Source organism: Dactylosporangium siamense, from assembly GCF_016862795.1.
Classification (GTDB): domain Bacteria; phylum Actinomycetota; class Actinomycetes; order Mycobacteriales; family Micromonosporaceae; genus Dactylosporangium; species Dactylosporangium siamense.
Genome location: NZ_BONQ01000069.1, coordinates 77,029 through 97,542 on the forward strand (window position 1 = coordinate 77,029; position 20,514 = coordinate 97,542).

At 71.6% G+C, this 20,514-nt stretch carries 19 protein-coding genes and 1 tRNA gene; 4 read left to right on the plus strand and 16 right to left on the minus strand.

Annotation, left to right across the window (positions count from 1 at the left end; translation table 11 throughout):
• Window positions 1–13: 13 nt before the first annotated feature.
• The gene (gene galE / locus Dsi01nite_RS22190; RefSeq protein ID WP_239136080.1) at window positions 14–985 is read right to left on the minus strand and encodes a UDP-glucose 4-epimerase GalE; all 972 of its coding nucleotides are present in this window, start codon (window positions 983–985) and stop codon (window positions 14–16) included.
• Between the two features lie 85 nt (window positions 986–1,070).
• Between galE and Dsi01nite_RS22195 the strand changes: the two genes are divergently transcribed.
• Complete coding sequence (locus Dsi01nite_RS22195; protein WP_239136081.1) at window positions 1,071–1,853, plus strand: hemolysin family protein; 783 nt, start codon at window positions 1,071–1,073, stop codon at window positions 1,851–1,853.
• 12 nt (window positions 1,854–1,865) lie between these two features.
• On the opposite strand, the gene cysN is transcribed toward Dsi01nite_RS22195, so the two are convergent.
• From cysN to Dsi01nite_RS22240, 9 genes are all read right to left on the minus strand, one after another.
• Window positions 1,866–3,155: a sulfate adenylyltransferase subunit CysN gene (gene cysN, locus Dsi01nite_RS22200; RefSeq protein ID WP_203848136.1), complete on the minus strand. Its 1,290-nt coding sequence runs from the start codon at window positions 3,153–3,155 to the stop codon at window positions 1,866–1,868.
• Window positions 3,155–4,063 (minus strand): sulfate adenylyltransferase subunit CysD, encoded by a 909-nt coding sequence (gene cysD, locus Dsi01nite_RS22205; RefSeq protein WP_203848137.1) that lies wholly within the window; start codon window positions 4,061–4,063, stop codon window positions 3,155–3,157. The genes cysN and cysD overlap by 1 nt, the downstream gene beginning before the upstream one ends.
• Window positions 4,064–4,082: 19 nt before the next feature.
• On the minus strand, window positions 4,083–4,922 hold the full coding sequence (locus Dsi01nite_RS22210; RefSeq protein WP_203848138.1) for a 3'(2'),5'-bisphosphate nucleotidase CysQ: 840 nt from the start codon (window positions 4,920–4,922) through the stop codon (window positions 4,083–4,085).
• Window positions 4,922–6,970 carry a sugar transferase gene (locus Dsi01nite_RS22215; RefSeq protein ID WP_308442081.1) on the minus strand — a complete coding sequence of 683 codons (2,049 nt, stop codon included), beginning with the start codon at window positions 6,968–6,970 and terminating at the stop codon, window positions 4,922–4,924. The genes Dsi01nite_RS22210 and Dsi01nite_RS22215 overlap by 1 nt, the downstream gene beginning before the upstream one ends.
• A 134-nt stretch (window positions 6,971–7,104) precedes the next feature.
• Window positions 7,105–7,692 carry an aminoacyl-tRNA hydrolase gene (pth, locus tag Dsi01nite_RS22220; RefSeq protein WP_203848139.1) on the minus strand — a complete coding sequence of 196 codons (588 nt, stop codon included), beginning with the start codon at window positions 7,690–7,692 and terminating at the stop codon, window positions 7,105–7,107.
• Between the two features lie 156 nt (window positions 7,693–7,848).
• Window positions 7,849–8,475 carry a 50S ribosomal protein L25/general stress protein Ctc gene (locus tag Dsi01nite_RS22225; RefSeq protein WP_203848140.1) on the minus strand — a complete coding sequence of 209 codons (627 nt, stop codon included), beginning with the start codon at window positions 8,473–8,475 and terminating at the stop codon, window positions 7,849–7,851.
• A 328-nt stretch (window positions 8,476–8,803) separates the two neighbouring features.
• Window positions 8,804–9,784: a ribose-phosphate diphosphokinase gene (locus Dsi01nite_RS22230; RefSeq protein WP_203848141.1), complete on the minus strand. Its 981-nt coding sequence runs from the start codon at window positions 9,782–9,784 to the stop codon at window positions 8,804–8,806.
• A gap of 33 nt (window positions 9,785–9,817) precedes the next feature.
• Complete coding sequence (gene glmU / locus Dsi01nite_RS22235) at window positions 9,818–11,287, minus strand: bifunctional UDP-N-acetylglucosamine diphosphorylase/glucosamine-1-phosphate N-acetyltransferase GlmU (RefSeq protein ID WP_308442082.1); 1,470 nt, start codon at window positions 11,285–11,287, stop codon at window positions 9,818–9,820.
• A 44-nt stretch (window positions 11,288–11,331) separates the two neighbouring features.
• Window positions 11,332–11,406: transfer RNA gene (locus tag Dsi01nite_RS22240), tRNA-Gln, on the minus strand.
• Between the two features lie 229 nt (window positions 11,407–11,635).
• Between Dsi01nite_RS22240 and Dsi01nite_RS22245 the strand changes: the two genes are divergently transcribed.
• Together Dsi01nite_RS22245 and Dsi01nite_RS22250 are read left to right on the plus strand one after the other, a co-directional pair.
• Window positions 11,636–12,628: an acyl-CoA desaturase gene (locus Dsi01nite_RS22245; protein WP_203848142.1), complete on the plus strand. Its 993-nt coding sequence runs from the start codon at window positions 11,636–11,638 to the stop codon at window positions 12,626–12,628.
• A gap of 92 nt (window positions 12,629–12,720) precedes the next feature.
• Complete coding sequence (locus Dsi01nite_RS22250; RefSeq protein WP_203848143.1) at window positions 12,721–13,323, plus strand: TetR/AcrR family transcriptional regulator; 603 nt, start codon at window positions 12,721–12,723, stop codon at window positions 13,321–13,323.
• Window positions 13,324–13,353: 30 nt separating this feature from the next.
• Here the strand turns inward: Dsi01nite_RS22250 and Dsi01nite_RS22255 are convergent, their stop codons facing one another.
• The 5 genes from Dsi01nite_RS22255 to Dsi01nite_RS22275 are packed head-to-tail and all read right to left on the minus strand — an operon-like array spanning window position 13,354 to window position 18,334.
• On the minus strand, window positions 13,354–13,836 hold the full coding sequence (locus Dsi01nite_RS22255) for a DUF4383 domain-containing protein (protein ID WP_203848144.1): 483 nt from the start codon (window positions 13,834–13,836) through the stop codon (window positions 13,354–13,356).
• A 20-nt stretch (window positions 13,837–13,856) separates the two neighbouring features.
• Window positions 13,857–15,659 (minus strand): ABC-F family ATP-binding cassette domain-containing protein, encoded by a 1,803-nt coding sequence (locus Dsi01nite_RS22260; RefSeq protein ID WP_203848145.1) that lies wholly within the window; start codon window positions 15,657–15,659, stop codon window positions 13,857–13,859.
• Window positions 15,660–16,610, minus strand: a complete 951-nt coding sequence (locus Dsi01nite_RS22265; protein WP_203848146.1) for a 4-(cytidine 5'-diphospho)-2-C-methyl-D-erythritol kinase — start codon at window positions 16,608–16,610, stop codon at window positions 15,660–15,662.
• Between the two features lie 30 nt (window positions 16,611–16,640).
• On the minus strand, window positions 16,641–17,480 hold the full coding sequence (gene rsmA / locus Dsi01nite_RS22270) for a 16S rRNA (adenine(1518)-N(6)/adenine(1519)-N(6))-dimethyltransferase RsmA (protein WP_203848147.1): 840 nt from the start codon (window positions 17,478–17,480) through the stop codon (window positions 16,641–16,643).
• Complete coding sequence (locus tag Dsi01nite_RS22275) at window positions 17,477–18,334, minus strand: TatD family hydrolase (protein ID WP_203848148.1); 858 nt, start codon at window positions 18,332–18,334, stop codon at window positions 17,477–17,479. Before Dsi01nite_RS22275 ends, rsmA begins: the two co-directional genes overlap by 4 nt.
• An 81-nt stretch (window positions 18,335–18,415) precedes the next feature.
• Here Dsi01nite_RS22275 and Dsi01nite_RS22280 point away from each other — a divergent pair, with 81 nt between their 5' ends.
• A complete protein-coding gene (locus Dsi01nite_RS22280) occupies window positions 18,416–19,636 on the plus strand; it encodes a hypothetical protein (protein WP_239136082.1) in 1,221 nt (406 codons plus the stop codon).
• Between the two features lie 386 nt (window positions 19,637–20,022).
• On the opposite strand, the gene Dsi01nite_RS22285 is transcribed toward Dsi01nite_RS22280, so the two are convergent.
• The gene (locus Dsi01nite_RS22285; RefSeq protein WP_203848149.1) at window positions 20,023–20,514 is read right to left on the minus strand and encodes a MarR family transcriptional regulator; all 492 of its coding nucleotides are present in this window, start codon (window positions 20,512–20,514) and stop codon (window positions 20,023–20,025) included.

A 20,514-nucleotide genomic window follows, 5' to 3' on the forward strand; every position in this document is an offset into this window, starting at 1 on the left:
CGCCTCAGCTGCCTCAGCTGCGGATGAAGTCCCAGGCGTCCTGGACCATCGTGGCCAGCTCGGCGTGCCGCGGGGTCCAGGACAGCTCACGCTTCGCCTTGTCCGACGCGGCGACGAGCTGCTCGGGGTCGCCGGGCCGGCGGGGCGCCATCTCCACCGGGATCGGGTGGCCGGTCACCTCGCGGACGACCTCGACCACCTGGCGGTTGGAGAAGCCGGTGCCATTGCCGAGGTTGTACACGCGGTGGCCCGCGCCGTCCATCGTCGCCAGGGCCAGCAGGTGGGCCGCGCCCAGGTCGCCGACGTGGATGTAGTCGCGGATGTTGGTGCCGTCGGGGGTGTTGTAGTCGTCGCCGAAGAGCTGGAGCTTCTCGCGGCGGCCGAGAGCGACCTGCAGCGCGATCGGGATCAGGTGGCTCTCCGGGTCGTGCCGCTCGCCGATCATCGAGCCGTCGGGGCGGCGCAGGGCGCCGGCGACGTTGAAGTAGCGCAGGCTGACCGCGGCGATGCCGTGCCCGACGGCCTCGCCGGTGAGGGCGTGGTCGGCGGCGAGCTTCGAGGTCGCATACGGGTTCGGCGGCCGCACCGCGGCGGTCTCCGGGATCGGCACGACGTCGGGGTCGCCGTAGACGTTGGCGGTGGAGGAGAAGACCAGCCGGCGGGTGCCGGCCGCGCGCATCGCGTCGAGCAGCAGCAGCGTGCCGACGGTGTTGTTCTCCCAGTACTTCTCGGGCTTCTGCACGCTCTCCCCGGCCGCGATGAACGCGGCGAAGTGCAGGACGCCGTCGAACGCGGCGTCGCGGGTGAGCACGTCACCGATCGCGTCGTGGACCCTGCCACGGACGAAGACGGCACCCTGCGGCACCGACGACTCGTGGCCGGTCGAGAGGTCGTCGAGGACCGTCACGTCGTGACCGGCGTCGAGCAGCAGGGCGGTGACGACGCTGCCGATGTAGCCGGCGCCCCCGGTGACGAGCAGTTTCACGACGTTCCTCCAAAAGTCATCAGGAACCAACAAATTTACACGTCCGAGGTGAACGATGGAGCACCCGGCACCTACAATTTCGGGCATGCCGGAGCTTGGCCCCGGAACCATCAGGCAGACCGTGGCGGGCGTGCTGAGCCGTTGGGCGCACCGCCTTCACGCTACCAACGAGCCCCCCGACATCAGCGAGGCCGAGCTGCGGACCCTGATCGCGGTCAACACCGGCACCGGCCACGTCCGTGAGGTGATGGTCCCCCGCACCGAGGTGCTGTTCCTGGACGCGGGGCTGACGGTCGCGGAGGCGGTGACGCAGGTGCGGACCACCCGCCACTCCCGGTTTCCGGTGATCGACGGCGACCAGGACGACGTGCTGGGCTTCGTCCACGTGCGGGACCTGACGCTGCTGCCCGCGGTCGACCCGTGCCTGCGCCTGCGGGAGCTGACCCGCGAGGTGAAACGGCTGCCGGCGAGCAAGCGGGTCCTGGCGGCCCTGTCCGAGATGCGCCGGGAGGGTCACCACCTCGCGGTCGTCATGGACGAGTACGGCGGCACGGCCGGCATCGTCACCCTGGAGGACCTGATCGAGGAGCTCGTCGGCGAGATCCACGACGAGTACGACGCACCGCCCTCACCCGACGAGTCGGCCGAGGTCGACGGCCGCCTCAACCTCGCCGATCTCGCCGAGCGGACCGGCCTGGTGCTTCCCAGCGGCCCCTACGAGACGGTGGCGGGGTTCGTCATGGCCCGCCTCGGACGGCTGCCGAAATCCGGCGACGAGGTGCGCCACGACGGCTGGCACCTGCACGTCAGGACCGTTGAAGGTCGCCGGGTGGCGCGGGTTTCAGTCATCCACCCGCGCCAGCCGTAGCACGAAAAACCCTCAGCCCGCCTCGATGATCATGCCGGCGCCGACGGTGCGGTTGCTGGACTCGTCGATGATGATGAAGCCGCCGGTGGTGCGGTTGCGGCGGTACTCGTCGGCGAGCAGCGGCACCGTGGTGCGGAGCTTGACCCGGCCGATCTCGTTGAGCGCCAGGGACGTCGCCGAGTCGTCGCGGTGCAGCGTGTTGACGTCGAGCCGGTACTGCAGGCCACGGACCACGGCGCGGGCCGAGCGGGTCGTGTGCTTGATGGAGTACTTGGCGCCGACGGTCAGCGGGCGGGTCTCGTCCATCCAGCAGATCATCGCCTCGATGTCCTGGGCGACCGCCGGCGCGTTGTTCGGCCGGCAGATCAGGTCACCCCGGGCGATGTCGATCTCGTCGGCGAGCCGGATCGTCACCGACATCGGCGGGTACGCCTCCTGCAGCTCCCCGTCCGCGGTCTCGATGTTCGTGATCTTCGTGGTGAAGCCCGACGGCAGGACCATGACCTCGTCGCCCGGCTTCATGATCCCGGAGGCGACCTGGCCCGCGTAGCCGCGGTAGTCGGCGACCGTGGTGGACTGCGGGCGGATCACGTACTGCACCGGGAAGCGCACGTCGACCAGGTTGCGGTCGGAGGCGATGTGCACGTGCTCCAGGTGGTGCAGCAGCGACGGTCCCTCGTACCACGGCATGTTCTCGGAACGGCTGACCAGGTTGTCACCGTGCAGCGCCGAGATCGGGATGACCGTCAGGTCGGGCGCCTCGAGCTTCGCCGCGAACGAGGTGAACTCGTCGGCGATGCGGTCGAACACCTCCTGCGAGTAGTCGACCAGGTCCATCTTGTTGACGCACAGCACCAGGTGCGGCACGCGCAGCAGGGAGCACAGGAAGGCGTGCCGGCGGGACTGCTCCACGAGGCCCTTGCGGGCGTCGACCAGGATCAGCGCCAGGTCGGCGGTGGAGGCCCCGGTGACCATGTTGCGCGTGTACTGGATGTGCCCGGGCGTGTCGGCGATGATGAACTTCCGCCGCGGGGTGGCGAAGTAGCGGTAGGCCACGTCGATCGTGATGCCCTGCTCGCGCTCGGCCCGCAGGCCGTCGGTGAGCAGCGCGAGGTTGGTGTACTCGTCGCCGCGGGAGCGCGAGGTGGCCTCGACCGCCTCCAGCTGGTCCTCGAAGATCGCCTTCGAGTCGTACAGCAGCCGGCCGATCAGGGTCGACTTGCCGTCGTCGACGGACCCGGCGGTCGCGAACCGCAGCAGGTCCATCTGCCGCTGGGCGGGTGTCTCAACAACCGCGGTCATTAGAAGTACCCCTCACGCTTGCGGTCTTCCATGGCCGCCTCGCTGACCTTGTCGTCGCCGCGGGTCGCGCCACGCTCGGTGATGCGGGTCGCGGCGACCTCGTCGATGACCTTGTCGATCGTGTCCGCGTCGCTGCGGACGGCGGCGGTGCAGGACGCGTCGCCGACGGTGCGGTAGCGGACCCGCTCCACGAACGGCTGCTCACCGGACTTCAGCGGCAGGTACTCGTTGATCGCGTAGAGCATGCCGTTGCGGTCGACGACCTCGCGGTCGTGCGCGTAGTAGATGTCGGGCAGGTCGATGCCCTCCCGCGCGATGTAGTGCCAGACGTCCAGCTCGGTCCAGTTGGACAGCGGGAACACCCGGATCGACTCACCGGGCGCGATGCGGGCGTTGTAGAGCGCCCACAGCTCGGGCCGCTGGTTGCGCGGGTCCCACTGGCCGAAGTCGTCGCGGAAGCTGAAGACGCGCTCCTTGGCGCGGGCCTTCTCCTCGTCGCGGCGGGCGCCGCCGAACAGCGCGTCGAAGCGGTACTTCTCGACCGCGTCGAGCAGGACCGGGGTCTGGATCCGGTTGCGCATGCCGTCGCCGGACTCGCGGACCAGGCCGCTGTCGATCGCCTCCTGGACGCTGGCCACGATGAGCTGCACGTTGAGCTCGCTCACGCGGCGGTCGCGATACGCCAGGACCTCCGGGAAGTTGTGCCCCGTGTCGACGTGCATGACCGGGAACGGGATCCGCCCGGGCGCGAACGCCTTCTCCGCGAGGCGGAGCATGACGATCGAGTCCTTGCCACCGGAGAACAGCAGGACGGGTCGTTCGAACTCGGCGACCACCTCACGCATGATGAACAGGCTCTCGGCCTCGAGAGCGTCCAGATGCGAGACGCGGTATGGCGCGCGACTCATGGTTGGCGGAACCCTTTCCCTAGGGAGCGACAGACGCGCTGATCGCGGCCAGCAACTGAGGCGCCAGTGCCTTCCGACACACCACCAGGTCAGGCAGCCGTGGGTCGGGCTGGTTGTATTCCAACGTAGTCCCGTCGATCCGGGAAGCATGCAGGCCCGTGGCGACCGCCACAGCAACCGGTGCGGCGGAGTCCCACTCGTACTGCCCGCCGGCGTGGACGTAGGCGTCGACGGCACCGTCGATCACCGCGGCGATCTTGGCGCCGGCGGAGCCCATCGGGACCAGCTCGATCGGCAGCCGCTCGGCGAGCGCGCTGAGCAGCGCCGGCGGGCGGGTGCGGCTGGCCGCCAGGCGGATCGGCTCGCCCTGCACGCCGGGCATCGGCGGGAACGGCGGCGGCGCGTCGGTGCCGAGCACGCAGTGCTGCGCCGGCAGTGCCACCGCACCGGCGAGGAGCCGGCCCCAGCCGACGGCGCGCTCCGGCTGCGGGGTGCCGTCGCCGGCATACTCGGTGATCCGCGCGGAGGTGCGCCCCCACAGGGCGACGTGGACCGCCCAGTCGGCGCGGCCCTCCTCGCCGAACTCGCGGGTGCCGTCGAGCGGGTCGACGATCCAGACGCGGTCGGCACTCAACCGGGTGGCGCTGTCGGCGCCCTCCTCGGACAGGACCGCGTCGGCCGGGCGCCAGCGCTCCAGCTGGGCGACCAGCAGCTCGTGCGACAGCCGGTCACCGGCCTTGCGCAGGGCGGCCGGGTCGCCGTAGCCCGTCTCCTCGCGCAGCTTCAACAACAGGTCGCCCGCGCGCTGGGCCAGCCAGCGGGCGAACCCGCCGTCGGTGGCGGGTGGTAGGTCGGTCATCAGTACGCTCCAGCCCCTCGGGTCACCGCGCTCAACGTCCGCAGCATGATCACCAGGTCGAGCGACAACGACCAGTTCTCCACATACTGCAGGTCGAGGCGGACCGCTTCGTCCCACGATAGGTCCGACCGGCCGGACACCTGCCAGAGGCCGGTCATCCCGGGCCGCACCGCCAGCCGGCGCCGGGCGTCGTCCGGATACACGGCGACCTCCTCCGGCAGCGGCGGGCGCGGCCCGACCAGTGACATGCTGCCCCCGAGCACGTTGAGCAGCTGGGGCAGCTCGTCGAGCGAAAACTTGCGCAGAAGCCGCCCGACGCGGGTGACCCGTGGGTCGTTGCGCAGTTTGAACAGCGCGCCGCCGACTTCGTTGAGGTGCCGCAGCTCCGCGAGGCGGGCTTCGGCGTCCAGGTGCATCGTGCGGAACTTGACGATCACGAACTCACGACCGTCTTTGCCCACACGTACCTGACGGAACAGTACCGGCCCTCGTGACTCTGCGCGAACCGCAAGCGCCAGACCAGCCAGAAGTGGGCTCAGCGCGACCAGGAGCACGACCGCGCCGATCCGGTCCACGACCGCCTTCAGCACCCGCCTCGCGCCGGTCAGCGTGGGATGCTCGACGTGCAGCATCGGCAGGCCGTCGACGGGCCGGATCGTGGTCCGGCTGCCGGCCACGTCGATCAGGGTGCTCGCCACGATCAGGTCGATGTCGTCGCGTTCGAGCCGCCACGCGAGGCGGCGCAGCGCATGACCGTCCAGCTCCGGGCACGACAGCACCAGGACCGTGTCGGCCCTCGCCCGGCGCACCGCCCCGGCGATCTCGTCGAACGTGCCCAGCACCGGCACGTCCGGCACGCTGCCCTCGGCGGCGAGGCAGGCGCCGACGACCTTCAGGCCGTGGTACCGCTCCCGCCGCAGCTGGCTCGTCATCGCCTCGACGGCCAGCTCGTGGCCCACCACCACGACCCGCCGCATGCAGGCGCCGCGCGTCTTGCGGGCCCGGTGCAGCAGCTGCCGCAGCACGAACCGCGAGACCAGGCACCCGGACGTGACCAGCGGCAACGCCACCACGAACCAGCCGCGGGCGATCTGGATCTCCGCGGCGTAGGCCCCGACGATGGTCGCGGCGGTCAGCGCCAGGCCGGCCCGCAGCACCCGCTGGTACTCGTCGGTGCCGACGAACAGGTACCGCTTCTCGTAGGCGCGGTTCGCGGCGAGGGTCGCGGTGAAGGCGATCGGCAGGAAGGCGGACAGCAGCGCGTAGCGGCTGTTGTAGTTGGTCAGGACCGAACCGAACCGGACCTCGAACGCGACCAGCCCGGCGAGCACCCCGATGACGGCGTCGATCAGCAGCAGGGTCCGCAGGTAGCGGCCCTCCCACGCCCAGCGGGCCCGGTGCCGGGGCGCCCTTCCGGCCTCACCGCCGGGTTCGGTCGCCGGTTCGGCGGGCTTGGCGGCGGGCACGAACGTCGCCGCCCCCGCGACCGCGTCCTCCACCTCGGCGGCGAGCTGGGCGGACACGTGTGCGGGCGGGACGGGAGGGCCCGGCGCCGGCGAGACGGGGGCGGCGGCGGTCCGGGCCGCCGCGGACGGCAACCGCTCGGGCTGCCGGGCGGCGGTCGGACCCATCGGGCTGGGCCGCCGCCGGACGATCTGCCGCTCGACCGGCTCCGCGACCTTGACCCGCGCCACGGGCTCGGCGGCCACCGCGGAGGTCGACGGCCCGGCCGGCCTCGTGGGTTCGGCGGGCTCGGCGGGGCGTTGCAGAGTGTTGCTCTGCCGTTCCGGCCGGCGCAGGCCGCCGGAGCGTTCCTCGCGGCGGGTGCCGGCCGGCCGCTCCTGCCAGCGAAGCCCGGCGCGCGGACCGTGCTCCTCGTCGCGGCGCGGGCCGGTGGCGCGCTCCTCGCGGCGGAGCTCACCGGTGTGGTCGGAGCGGCGGAGCTCGCCGGTGCGGTCGGTGCGGCGCAGGCCACCCGGGCGGTCCTCGGGGCGGAGATGGGCCGGACGGTGGAAGCCGTCCCGCGTTCGCCCGCTGTCGACCGCCACGCACGCCTCCTCAAGTCCGCCTTCTTTGCAAAAGGTGCGACTTGGAGTACAACGTGCAACTCGGACATGCGTCACGGCGACACACGGAGCGGCATGGAAGGTTCGGACCGGACGTACGATGGACAACCGGGCCGTTACGACGCGTGATACTGGTTCTGCGCCGGCTCGAGTCCGCGCTCGATTACCATCTCCACGGCGTCGGCGGCGCGGTCCACGAAGAAGTCGAGCTCCTTGCGCTCCACCGCGGAGAAGTCTGCTAGGACGTAGTCCGCCGGGTCCTGCCGGCCGGGTGGCCGGCCGATGCCGAACCGGACCCGGATGTAGTCCTTACCGCCCAGCGAGGACGACATGGACCGCAGCCCGTTGTGCCCGCCTTCGCCGCCGCCCTGCTTGAGCCGCAGCTGCTCGTAGGGCACGTCCAGTTCGTCGTGCACGGCGATGACCTGCGCGAGGGGCACCTTGTAGAACTGGGCCAGCCCGGCGACGGGACCGCCGGACAGGTTCATGAAGGTCAGCGGCTTGACCAGGACGATGCGCGGCCCGCCGACGCGCAGCCGGCCCTCGGCCACGTCGGCGGCGACCCGCCGGTGCCGGGAGAAGCGCAGCCCGGCCCGCTGGGCGATCAGGTCGGCGATCATGAAGCCGACGTTGTGCCGGTTGCGCGCGTACGCCGGGCCTGGGTTGCCCAGCCCGACGATCAGCCAGGGCGTGGTGTCCGTCATGAGGTCCCCTCATTCAGCTTGAGTGGGAGCGCAGCGAGCATGGGGGGTGTGGGGAGGCGCAGCCCCCACGGAACCGCGAGGTGCCGGCCTCGGGGAGCTGGAAACAGACAAGGCCGCGGGTGCCTGTCAGGCGCCCGCGACCTTGTAGTGAACGACTCAGGCGTCGGCCGGCTCCGGGGTCGCCTCGGCCTCGGCGGCCTCGGCGGCCTCACCGGTCTCGCCCTCGAGCGCCTCGGCGGTCGGGGCACCGGTGACGACGGCGACGACGACGGCCGGGTCGGCGGCCAGCTCGGACCCGGCGGGCAGCTGCACGTCACCGGCGGTGACGTGGCTGCCGGCCTCGAGGCCCTCGATGGAGACCTCGACGAACTCGGGCAGCTTGGTCGCGTCGGCCAGGATCGCCAGGGTGGTGTTCTCCACCATGACGAGGGTGTCGCGGGCGGCCTCACCGGTCAGGTGCACCGGGATCTCGACCGTGACCTTCTCGCCGCGACGCACGACCAGCAGGTCGACGTGCTCGTAGGTGTCCTTGATCGGGTCACGCTGGATCGCCTTCGGCAGCGCGAGCGCGGTGCCGCCGCCGGTGATCTCGATGTTGAAGATCTGGTTCTTGCCGCCGTGCCGGATGGCGGCGGCGAACTCGCGGGCGGGGAGGGCGATGTGGCGGGGCGCTTCGCCGTGGCCGTACAGCACGGCGGGCACCTTGCCGGCCCGGCGCGTGCGGCGGGCACCACCCTTGCCGAACTCGGTGCGGGGCTCGGCGCTGATCTTTACCTCGGACACGGCAAAAACTCCTGATGCGGTTGTGCGGCGGGCACCGGCCGGCGCGACCGGTAACAGTTGTCGTGGTGCGGCGCTCGGGCGAGGAGGCGCACGGGGCACAGGCCCGGAGCACCGCGTCGATCACGGAGCCCGCGTGGCCGTCATGCCGATCTGGTGAGGACCGCTGAAACGGTCTTCACCGGAACGCACGCCCGGCCCTTGGCGCACCCTCGCCGTGGCAACCGCACAAGCTTACCCGAGACCGCTGAGCCCTCTCACATCGCACCCGTCCGGTTGTGCAGATCACGCGCCCGTGTCAACCGGACGGGCCGTGGCGCCCGCCTGAAAATCAGGACAGCCCGCCGAAAAGGGTCGTGACCGACCCGTCGTCGAACACCTCGCGGATCGCGCGGGCCAGCAGCGGGGCGATCGAGAGCTGCGTGATCTTGTCGACCTTCTTGTCACCCGGCAGTGGCAACGTGTTGGTCACCACGATCTCGCTGATCCGGCTCGCGTCGAGCCGGTCGCAGGCGGGGTCGGACAGCACCGCGTGGGTCGCGGCGACCACGACGTCGGCGGCGCCCTCGTTGAAGAGGATGTCGGCGGCGCCGACGATCGTGCCGCCGGTGTCGATCATGTCGTCGACGATCAGGCAGACCCGGCCCTCGACCTCACCCACGACCCGGTTCGCGACGATCTGGTTGGGCTTCATCGGGTCGCGGGTCTTGTGGATGAAGGCGAGTGGGCAGCCGCCGAGGCGGTCCGTCCAGCGCTCGGCGACCCGCACCCGGCCCGAGTCGGGCGCGACGACGGTGATCGGGCGCCCGGCGTACTTGGCGTCGATGTGGTCGGCGAGGGTGTTCATCGCGAACAGGTGGTCGACCGGGCCGTCGAAGAAGCCCTGGATCTGCGCGGTGTGCAGGTCGACGGTGAGGATCCGGTTGGCGCCGGCGGTCTTGAGCAGGTCGGCGACCAGCCGGGCGGAGATCGGCTCGCGGCCGCGGTGCTTCTTGTCCTGCCGTGCGTACGGGTAGAACGGCAGGACGACCGTGATCCGCTTGGTCGAGCCGCGCTTGAGCGCGTCGACCATGATCAGGCATTCCATCAGCCAGTCGTTGATCGGCGCGACCATCGACTGCACGACGAACGCGTCCGAGCCGCGCACCGACTCCCGGTAGCGGATGAAGATCTCCCCGCTGGCGAAGTCGTAGGCATCCATCGGTGTCGGCTCGACGCCGAGCACCGCCCCGATCTCCTCAGCGAGCGCGGGAAACCCCCGGCCGGAGAAGAGCATGAGGTTCTTGCGGTTCTCCGAACTGATGCTGGCCATTACGGTCGCCCGCTCCCGATCTCGTGGTTGGGCTCATTGTTCGTCGCGTGGCCCCACGTCGGCCACCTGGGCCTGGGTGACGTGGTTTTGTTCACGTGCGAGGGCGTCGCGCGCGGCCTGCGCGGCGGCTGTGCCGGGTCGCTTGCGCTCGACCCAGCCCTCGATGTTGCGCTGCTGGGCCCGCGACACCCCGAGCGCGCCCGGTGGCACGTCCTTGGTGATCACGCTACCGGCGGCGGTGTAGGCGCCGTCGCCGATGTGCACAGGTGCGACGAACATGTTGTCGGCGCCGGTCCTCGCGTGCGCGCCGATCACCGAGCGGCGCTTCTGCACCCCGTCGTAGTTGACGAAGACGCTCGCGGCGCCGATGTTGGTGCCCTCGCCGATCTCGGCGTCGCCGACATAGGAGAGGTGCGGGACCTTCGCGCCGTCGCCGACGGTGGCGGCCTTGGTCTCCACGAACGTGCCGATCTTCGACTTGCGCCCGAGCCGCGTGCCGGGGCGCAGGTAGGCGAACGGCCCGACCGACGCCTGCGGCCCGATCTCCGAGGACAGTGCGTGGGTCCGCACGACGGTGGCACCGTCGCCGACGACGACGTCGACGAGCGACGTGTCGGGGCCGACCACCGCACCCTCGCCGATGCGGGTCGCGCCGCGCAGGTGGGTGTTGGGCTCGATGACGGCGTCCCGCGCGAGGGTGACCGTGACGTCGATCCACGTGGTCGACGGGTCGATGATCGCGACGCCGTCGCGCATCCATTCGTCGTTGATCCGGTCCCGCAGGAGCGCCCGCAGCCCGGCGAGCTGCGCCCGGTCGTTGGCGCCGAGCGTCTCCGTCGCGTCCGGGGCGCGGTGCGCCACGATCGCCGCGCCGGCCTCGACGAGCAGCCCGATGACGTCGGTGAGGTACTCCTCGCCCTGGTCGTTGTCGGTGGAGAGCTTGCCGAGCATCTCGCGCAGCCGCTCGGCGTCGAACGCGTAGACCCCCGAGTTGATCTCGCGGATGCCCCGCTGGGCGGGGGTCGCGTCGCGCTCCTCGACGATGGCGACGAACTCGCCACCCCGGTTGCGCACGATGCGGCCGAGGCCGGTGGGGTCGTCGACCTCCGCGGTCAGCACGGTCGCGGCGGCCTTGGTGCTCTCGTGCGTGTGGACCAGCGCGCTGAGCGTCTCCGCGCGCAGCAGCGGGGTGTCGCCACCGAGCACGACCACCGTCCCGGTGAGCTCGGGCGTCTCGTCCAGCGCGATGCGCACGGCGTGACCGGTGCCGCGCTGCTCGATCTGGGTGACCGGCACGGCGGCCGGCGCGACCTGCTCGAGGTGGGCCCGGACCAGCTCGCCGCCGTGACCGACGACCACGGTGGCGGCACCGCCGATCGCCTCCTCGGCGGCGGCGAGCACATGCCCCACCAGGGTCCGGCCGAGCAGCGGGTGCAGCACCTTGGGCAGGGCGGACTTCATCCGCTTCCCCTCGCCGGCGGCCAGGATGATCACGTTTCGCACGGGCGCACTCCTCGACGGTGTCGGTGCGCCCCATCGTAGTCAGGTGGCTGGGGTGCCAGGATTCGAACCTGGACTGCGAGGCTCCAAAGGCCTGCGGGCTGCCGTTACCCCACACCCCAAAGATCTGCCTGTGCAGCCTACCGGGCGCATCAACCGGCCTCGTATCGAGGCCGGTTCTCTCACCCAGCGGACGGGCCCGCCGATCTTTCCGGACGAAGATCACACAAGACGGCGGGTAATCAGCTTGACACAGAGCTCGTATGGCGAACCTACGCTCCCGTAAGTTACGGTGACGTAAGCGTAGCCCGTCGATCTCCCCCGCCCGGCGAAGAGCCCGTGAGAGGTGCCATGTCCGCTGTACTCCTTGATCCCGTCCCAGGTCAGACCCCCGATCGCGGGTCAAAAGCCCTCACCGAGGGGCGTCAGAGCATCGGGATCCTGGTCGCCCTCTGGGGCTTCGTGGTTCTGCCGTTCGTCGCCCTCCTGGCCGCCGTCCCGGTCGCCTGGGGATGGGGGCTCACCTGGCTCGACGTCGCGCTCGGCACGGTCTTCTACGTGATCGGCGGGCTCGGCATCGGCTCGGGCTTCCACCGGTACCTCACGCACGGCGCCTTCAAGGCCAACCGGGGGCTGCGCATCGCCCTGACGATCGCCGGCAGCACCGCGATCGAGGGCAACCCCACGCAGTGGGTCGCCGACCACCGCCGCCACCACGCGTTCTCCGACCGCGAGGGCGACCCGCACTCGCCGTGGCGCTTCGGGGAGTCCTTCGGCGGCCTCGTGAAGGGCCTGTTCTACGCCCACGTGGGCTGGCTGTTCTTCCGTGAGCTGTCCAACCGGGAGCGCTTCGCCCCGGACCTGCTCGCCGACAAGGACATCCGCCGCATCGACAAGCTGTTCCCGGTGATCGTGGTCCTGTCCGCCACGCTGCCCGCGATCATCGCCGGCCTCGTCACCTGGTCGTGGCAGGGTGCCCTGTCGGCGTTCTTCTGGGCCGGGATCGTGCGGATCGGGCTGCTGCACCACGTCACCTGGTCGATCAACTCGATCTGCCACGTGTACGGCGAGCGCCCGTTCGAGACCCGCGACGGCGACAAGGCCAGCAACTTCTGGCCCCTGGCGATCCTGTCGTTCGGTGAGAGCTGGCACAACCTGCACCACGCCGACCCGACGTGCGCCCGCCACGGCGTCGACAAGGGCCAGATCGACATCAACGCCAGGCTCATCTGGATCTTCGAGAAGCTCGGCTGGGCCACCGACGTGCGCTGGCCGAAGCGTGACCGGCTCGATGCGAAACGGGTCGCCGCCGCCGATGGCGCGGCTGGCACGATGAGCGGGTGACCGACCTTCCGGAGGAAACACCGCACATCCCCCAACGGCTGAGCCCGCTACCAGGCCCTCCGCCACCGGTATCGCCGAAGTCACGGGTGCGGATGTCCGCCGCCCAGCGCCGCGAGCAGCTCATCGCCATCGGGCGGGCGCTGTTCGCGGAGCGGGGATTCGACGCCACCTCCATCGAGGAGGTGGCGTCGCGTGCGAAGGTCTCCAAACCCGTGGTCTACGAGCACTTCGGCGGCAAGGAAGGGCTCTACGCGGTGGTCGTGGACCGCGAGGTCCGCAACCTGCTCGACCGGATCACCAACGCGCTGACCGCGGGTCACCCGCACGAGCTGCTCGAGCAGGCGGCCCTCGCGCTGCTGGACTACATCGAGCACGAGACCGACGGCTTCCGGGTCCTGGTCCGCGAGTCGCCGGTGATGTCGCCGAACGGCAACCTCATGAGCGTCCTCAACGACGTCGCGCACCAGGCCGAGGGAATACTGGGCTCGGAGTTCAAACGTCGCGGCTTCGACCCGAAGCTCGCCGAACTCTACTCGCAGGCCCTGGTGGGGATGGTCGCGCTGACCGGCCGGTGGTGGCTGGAGGTGCGCAAGCCGCGCAAGGAGGTCGTCGCGGCCCACCTGGTCAACCTGGCGTGGAACGGGCTGTCCAACATGGAGGCCAAACCGACTCTCGTCACCCGGCAGGGCAAATAGCGGAAGGCGGCGCCGCGGCGCCGCCTTCCGTCACGCCGTCTCGCTCACCGTGCGGGGTCCGCGCCGGAACTGCTCCTCGGCCTCGGCCGCCGCGGCGCTGCCGACGCGGTCGTAGAGGCTGGCGATGCCGGTGATGCCCCCGAGGATGAACGTGACGATCACGTTGACCATCGAGAACGCGAAGATGTTGGCCTCGGTCTGCATCAGCGCGAGCGAGCCCATGCCGACGATCGTTAGCACGATGCCGGCGAGCTGGTTGATGTGGTGGGCCAGGTTGCGGCCGATGAGGTTGGCGCCGAGCACGACGACCCCGGCGACCAGCGACAGCAGCGCGAACGCGGGGTTGGTGCGCAACCCCAGCACCCACTCCGCGTCGTCCTGGGTGAAGAACTCGTTCCCCGACGTCTGGACGAAGCCGACCACGCCGAAGACCAGCATGTAGAGGCCCGCGAGGATGCAGAGCAGCCGGTACAGGGGCCGGAGGTGGTGGTTGATCGGAAAGTGAGCGGCCATGACCGCATTCTAGGACGGGGTCATCCGGCGATCTCGGCGAGGGCGAGCCATTGCTCCTCGATGAGCGCGATCTCCTCGCGGACCGCGCGCAGCTCGGCGTCCAGCGCGGTGATCCGGGTGTAGTCGGTGGCGTGCTCCGCCAGCTGGGCGTGCAGCGCCGCCTCCTTCTGGGTCAGCCGGTCCATGCTGCGCTCCAGCTTGGACAGCTCCTTCTTCGCGGCCCGCGCGTCCTTGTCCGACGCGCGCAGGTCGGCGGCCTTCTCCCGGCTGAGCGCCGGCGCCGGGTTCGTGCCCGCGCCGAAGCCCTCCCCCTCGCCGGCGATGCGCTCCAGGTATTCGTCGACGCCGCCGGGCAGGTGCACGAGGTGCCCGTCGCCGAACATGCCGTAGACGACGTCGGCGACCCGCTCGACCAGGTAGCGGTCGTGGCTGGCGACCACGATCGTGCCCGGCCACGAGTCGAGCAGGTCCTCCAGCGCGGCGAGGGTGTCGATGTCCAGGTCGTTGGTGGGCTCGTCGAGCAGCAGCACGTTGGGCTCCGTGGCGAGCAGGCGCAGCAGCTGCAGCCGGCGCCGCTCGCCGCCGGACAGGTCCGCGACCGGTGTCCAGACCCGGGCGCCGCTGAAGCCGAAGACCTCGGCCAGCTGCGACGCGGTCAGCTCCCGGTCGCCGAGCTTGACCCGCTTGGCGACCTCCTCGACCGCCTCGAGAAGGCGCAGGCCGGCCGGCAGCTCCTTGAGCTCCTGCGACAGGAACGCGGCGCGCACGGTGCTGCCGCGCTGCATCCGCCCGCCGTCGGGGTCCCGCACCCCGGCGAGCACCCGCAGCAGGGTCGTCTTGCCGGCCCCGTTGGCGCCGAGGATCGCGATCCGGTCGCCCGGTCCCACCAGCCAGTCCACATCGGACAGCAGGGTCCGATCGCCGGCCCGCAGGTCCACCTTGGACAGTTCGTAGACCTGCTTGCCCAGCCGGGTGACGGCGAGCCGCTGCAACGACACCGTGTCCCGGGCCGGCGGCACGTCCGCGATCAGCGCGTTGGCCGCGTCGATGCGGAACTTCGGCTTGCTGGTCCGGGCCGGCGGGCCGCGGCGCAGCCAGGCGATCTCCTTGCGGAGCAGGTTCTGCCGGCGGGACTCGGTCTCGGCGGCGACCCGCAGCCGCTCCGCGCGGGCCAGGGTCCAGGCCGCGTAGCCGCCCTCGTAGGCGCGCACGGTCGCGTCGGCGACCTCCCACGTGGTGGTGCAGACCGCGTCGAGGAACCAGCGGTCGTGGGTGACGACCATGAGCGCGCCGCGGCGCTGCAGCAGGTGCCGCGCCAGCCAGGCGATGCCGGCGACGTCCAGGTGGTTGGTGGGCTCGTCGAGGATCAGCAGGTCGGCGGGGCGCACCAGCAGCGCGGCGATCGCGATGCGGCGCCGCTCACCGCCGGACATCGGCCCGACCGGCGCGTCCAGCCCGAGGTGCGGCATGCCGAGCCCGTTGAGCACGGTGCGGACACCGGCGTCGCCGGCCCACTCGTGCTCGGCGGCGAACGCGGCGGGCAGCCAGGCGGTGCCGATGATGACGTCGCGGACGGTCGCGGTCGGCGGCAGGTCGAGGTTCTGCGGCAGGGCGGACACCCGCAGGTCGCGCCGGTGGGTGACGCGTCCCTCGTCGGGCTCCTCGGCCTTGGTGAGCATCCGCAGCAGGGTCGTCTTGCCGGCCCCGTTGAGCCCGACGACCCCGATCCGGTCGGAGTCGTCGACGCCGAGGGAGACCTCGTCGAAGATCCGCCCCGCCGGGTAGGTCTTGCCGACCTTGTCCAGGTTGATGATGTTGGCCATCTACAGCACTCTCGCTCCGGGCACGGGACCGGCGGCGGTGCGCACCGCGCGGCAGCAGTTGGCGGCCTCCAGGTCCGCCGCGAGCAGTGCGGCGTGCCTGGCGTCCTCGGCCAGGAAGACAACGGTCGGGCCGGAGCCGGAGACCAGCCCGGCGAGCGCGCCCGCGTCGAGCCCCGCGTCCAGCACCCCTCGCAGCTCCGGACGCAGGTGCAGCGCCGCGGCCTGCAGGTCGTTGACGAGGTGCGCGGCGAGCACGTCGGGGTCCTTCTGGCGCAGCGCGGCCAGCAGCCCGTCCGGCGCTCCCGCCTCGCTCTGGGCGCCCAACTGGTCGAACGTCTTGTAGACGGTCGGCGTCGACAGGCCCTCCTCGGCGACGGCCAGGACCCAGTGCCACGCGTGCCCGCCGGTCAGGACGGGGCTGACCAGCTCGCCGCGGCCGGTGCCCAGCGCGGTGCCGCCCAGGACCAGGAACGGGATGTCCGAGCCCAGGGTCGCGGCGATGCCGGCGAGGTCGTCCCGGGACAGCCCGGTCCCCCACAGCTGGTCGCAGGCGACCAGCGCGGCGGCCGCGTCGGCGCTGCCGCCGGCCAGGCCCGCGGCGATCGGGATCTGCTTCTTCAGGTGCAGCCGGGCGTGCGGGTCGTGACCCGTCTCGTCCGCCAGGGCCCGCGCCGCCCGGATGACGAGGTTGTCCTCGTCGAGCGACAGCTGGCCGGTGCCCTCACCCTCCATGGTGAGCGTCAGCGTGTCGCCGCGGCGGGCGGTGATCTCGTCGTAGAGCCCGATCGCGTGGTACACCGTGGTCAGCTCGTGGAAGCCGTCGGAGCGCAGCGGGCCGACGTGCAGATGGAGGTTGATCTTCGCGGGCACGCGGACCCGGACCGGTCCGTGCGCGGCCAGGCGCGGCCGGTCGAACTCCTCGTCATCGTCGGAGAAGAGCGGCTCGGTCACGTGGTGCACCCTACCTGGGCCGCGCCTCCGTCAGGCCCGCACCTGCCGCTGGCTCGCGATGCGGGCGAAGTCCTGCACCGTGAGCTGCTCCCCGCGGGCGCCGGGATCGACCGCCGCGGCCCGCAGGATCCGCTCGGCGACGTCGGGCCCGCCGGCCCAGCCCGCGAGCGCGGCCCGCAAGGTCTTGCGGCGCTGCGCGAACGCGGCGTCCACCACGGCGAACGTCGCCTTGCGGTCGGCGCCGGCGGGCGGCTCCCGCCGCGTGAACGCGACGAGGCCCGAGTCGACGTTCGGCACCGGCCAGAAGACGCTCGGCGGCACCTTGCCGGCCAGCTTCGAGGTGGCATACCAGGCGAGCTTCACGCTCGGCACGCCGTAGACGCGGCCGCCGGGGCCGGCGACGAGCCGGTCCGCGACCTCCTTCTGCACCATGACCAGACCCTTGCGCAGCGACGGCAGGGTCGCCAGGAGGTGCAGCACGACGGGCACGGCGACGTTGTACGGCAGGTTCGCCACCAGCGCGGTCGGCTCCTGGTCGACCTCGGCCCTCAGCGCGTCGCCCTCGATCACGTGCAACCGGTCCGCGTGCTCCGGGGCGAACCGGGCGGCCGTGCCGGGCAGCGCCTTGGCCAGCACCGGGTCGATCTCCACGGCACACACGGTCTTCGCCGCTTCGAGCAGGCCGAGGGTGAGCGAGCCGAGTCCCGGGCCCACCTCCAGGGCCACGTCCTCGCCGGTGAGCTCGGCGGCGCGCACGATCCGGCGGACCGTGTTGGGGTCGTGGACGAAGTTCTGCCCCAGCTGCTTGGTCGGCCGGATGCCGAGCGACGCGGCGAGCTCCCGGATCTCCGCCGGCCCGAGCAGCGTCATCGCCACTCGCCGAACGCGCGGGTGCCGTTGGCGGAGATGGCCGCGCACAGCGCGTCCAGGTCGTGCCCGGTCACCTCGGCCAGGGCGCGGACCGTCAGCGGGATCAGGTAGCTGGCGTTCGGCCGGCCGCGGAACGGTGTCGGGGTGAGGAACGGCGCGTCGGTCTCCACCAGGAGCCCGTCCAGCGGGGTGATCGCGGCGGCGGCCCGCAGGTCCTTCGCGTTGCCGAAGGTGACGGTGCCGGCGAAGCTCAGCAGGAAGCCACGGTCCAGGCACTCCCGGGCGAACGCCTCGTCGCCGGAGAAGCAGTGCATGACGACCTGGTCCGGGGCACCCTCCTCGTCCAGCACCCGCAGGATGTCCTCGTGCGCGTCGCGGTCGTGGATGACGAGGGTCTTGCCGTGCCGCTTCGCGATCCCGATGTGCGCCCGGAAGCTCTCGTGCTGAGCCTTGCGCCCGTCGTCGCCGGTGCGGAAGTAGTCCAGCCCGGTCTCGCCGATGCCCCGGACCCGCGGGTGTGCGGCGAGGCGCTCGATCTCCCGCAGCGCGTCGTCCAGGTCCGGCAGGCGCGGGGCGTCATTGGGGTGCAACGCCACCGTCGCGACCACACCGGGGTGCCGCTCCGCCACCTGTACACCCCACTGCGACGACGCCACGTCGACTCCGACCTGCACGAGCCGGTCGACGCCGGCCGCTTCGGCCAGCGCGATGGCGTCGGCCACGGTCGACGGACCGCCGACCCCGTCGTCCTCGAGGGTGATGTCGATGTGGGTGTGGCTGTCCAGCACCGCGACCGGCAGCGGCTCGGGCGGCGGAGGGAACGTGCCCTCCCGGCTGTGTTTTCTGGCACTCATCGGCGTTAAGCATGCCACCCCCGGTCCGGCGTTCACGATTCGTTCACCTGAGGTGCATCACCCCGCCTTAGCGTCGCGAATGTGACAGTCATCGGGCATGCGGAAGGGTCGGCGACCCACAGCGTGACCCTCGACGGGACCACATATCCCGCGGAGGAGATCGCGCAGGGCGCCGCCTTCGAGGTGTACGCGACCCAACCCGGCCCCGGCTTCCTGCCCAACCCGCGCCCCGGCGCCCGCTGGCCGTTCCGGCGTTTCGTGCACGCCACCGAGGTCGCCGCCTTCACGAGCCCCTCGGGCCCGGCGGGCTTCTCGGGTTACGAGGACGAGCCGCTGCTCATGCCGGTGACCCGGGCCCTGGACTGGACCGGCCTGCACAAGCTGACCCAGACCCCGTCCGCCGCCGCCCAGCTCGCCCCGATCCGCCGCACCGCGGCCATCCGGCGCGGCACCCGCATGATCAAGTTCCTGACCGGCCGCCAGCTCGGCGGCCACCTGCGCGGCTGGCCGATCAGCGGCTTCTGCTACCGCGCCTTCGACGTCGCCCACCTGCGCACCCCGATCGACCTGGCGATCCTCAGCGGCGGCATCCCGGAGTCCGACGGCGGCGTCGTCTTCGCGATCCGCTGGCGGGCCGTGGACGAGTGGGACTACGAGGTGCCCCTCGCCGACTCGTACGCCGGCCTCATCTCCATGCCACCGCACGACCGGCTCGGCTCCCCCGTCATCGGCACCGGCTTCGCCCCGAGCGGCCGGCACATCGTGCCCGAGTTCGTCACCCGCGACCTCGCCGAGCTGCCCGTCCCGGCCAACACGTCCCTGGTCGCCTACACCGGCGACGGGACCGAGGTGACGCTCTACACGTACCTGCCGGAGCAGCGCGCGTGGAGCCGCATGCACGGCCCCCAGTGGCGCCACCTGCTGCCCGAGACGATCGCCGCGGACCAGGAGTACTTCCCGACCGCCACGCCCCTGACCCGGTACGTGGGCCGCTACCGCGACAACGTGTACGAGGCGATCGTCGACCCGCCCGGCGAGTTCCGGGTCGCGGCGAAGACCCGCGCCGCCCGCTACCCCCTGGACGCCCTGGCCCGCCGCATCCCGTCGGCCACCTGGCGCAACGCGCCCTGCACCGTCATCCGCGAGGAGGGCGACTGGCTCCGCCTCCGCCTGAGCCGCCCGGACGGCGACGCCGTCGCCCGCCTCGGTGCACACTGCGTGGAGCGCGGCCTGTACGAAGCCTGGGCCCCAGGCGCCGAGGTCACCGACGCCCGCGAAGACGACCACTGGTTCGACTTGTAAGTAGGGCTGTTTCTTCCAGCCGGAAACCCGCCGATCACCAAAGTGGCAGCACCAGGGGCCTCGCGACTACCTGGTTGATCGGTGGCCCGCGGCAGCCACTCATCAACCAGGTAGTCGCCGTGTCAACAGCCCGGAGGCGGGGCAGCGCCCGGTCCGGTGGTCGGGCCCGCCTCCGTCGTCTCGCGCGCAGGGCGGGCGAGCCGGACGACAGACCTTGAGTGCCTCAAACCTCAACCCCCGGTCTTCAAATTGCCACGCGCACGCGTCCGAGTCGACCGCGCCCTCGGGGCGCAGGTCGTGCGAGCAACGCGAGCATTGGGGGTGTGGGGTGAGAATCCCCCACTGCTCTTCCGGCCGCAGGCCGCCGCGGAAGAAACAGCACAGCTTCAGCTGGCCTGCGCTTTTGTCGAGCCAGCTACGGGAGTACCCGCGGCGTGGGAGAACGACTGGAGGCCCTGGACCAGGGCGGCCCGGTCGTCCGGGGACATGCGGCGCAGGACGGCGGCGATCGTCTCCTGGCGCTGGCGGCCGAGCCCGTCCAGCAGCCGGCGGGCCGTCGGGGTCAGGACCAGCCACACCTCGCGCCGGTCGCGGTCGTCGTTGGTGCGGCGGAGCAGGTCGGCGGCCTCGAGGCGGTCGCAGAGGCGGCTGGCCGAGGAGGGCGCGGTGTGCAGCGCGATCGCCAGCTGGGTCAGGTTGATCGAGCCGGCCTGGTCCACGACGCCGAGGACGCGCAGCTGGGCGGCCGACACGCCGGAGTTGTCGTTGGCGGCGCTGGTGGCGAGGACCAGTGCCTGACCCGCGGCATCGACCAGTGCCGCGGCCAAGGAGGCCGCGTCGTCACTGCCAGCCGGGTGCGGTGAGGGTCGGCTCCGCAC

Coding starts and splice junctions, on each gene's coding strand:
- Dsi01nite_RS22250 (WP_203848143.1), top strand. CDS start 12,721: ATGTCCGCCGCCCAGCGCCGCGAGCAGCTCATCGCCATCGGGCGGGCG.
- Dsi01nite_RS22210 (WP_203848138.1), bottom strand. CDS start 4,922: ATGACCGACCTACCACCCGCCACCGACGGCGGGTTCGCCCGCTGGCTG.
- pth (WP_203848139.1), bottom strand. CDS start 7,692: ATGACGGACACCACGCCCTGGCTGATCGTCGGGCTGGGCAACCCAGGC.
- Dsi01nite_RS22230 (WP_203848141.1), bottom strand. CDS start 9,784: ATGGCCAGCATCAGTTCGGAGAACCGCAAGAACCTCATGCTCTTCTCC.
- Dsi01nite_RS22260 (WP_203848145.1), bottom strand. CDS start 15,659: ATGGCCAACATCATCAACCTGGACAAGGTCGGCAAGACCTACCCGGCG.
- Dsi01nite_RS22255 (WP_203848144.1), bottom strand. CDS start 13,836: ATGGCCGCTCACTTTCCGATCAACCACCACCTCCGGCCCCTGTACCGG.
- Dsi01nite_RS22195 (WP_239136081.1), top strand. CDS start 1,071: ATGCCGGAGCTTGGCCCCGGAACCATCAGGCAGACCGTGGCGGGCGTG.
- rsmA (WP_203848147.1), bottom strand. CDS start 17,480: ATGACGCTGCTCGGGCCGGCGGAGATCCGGGAGCTCGCCGCGTCGCTC.
- cysN (WP_203848136.1), bottom strand. CDS start 3,155: ATGACCGCGGTTGTTGAGACACCCGCCCAGCGGCAGATGGACCTGCTG.
- cysD (WP_203848137.1), bottom strand. CDS start 4,063: ATGAGTCGCGCGCCATACCGCGTCTCGCATCTGGACGCTCTCGAGGCC.
- Dsi01nite_RS22275 (WP_203848148.1), bottom strand. CDS start 18,334: ATGAGTGCCAGAAAACACAGCCGGGAGGGCACGTTCCCTCCGCCGCCC.
- Dsi01nite_RS22245 (WP_203848142.1), top strand. CDS start 11,636: ATGTCCGCTGTACTCCTTGATCCCGTCCCAGGTCAGACCCCCGATCGC.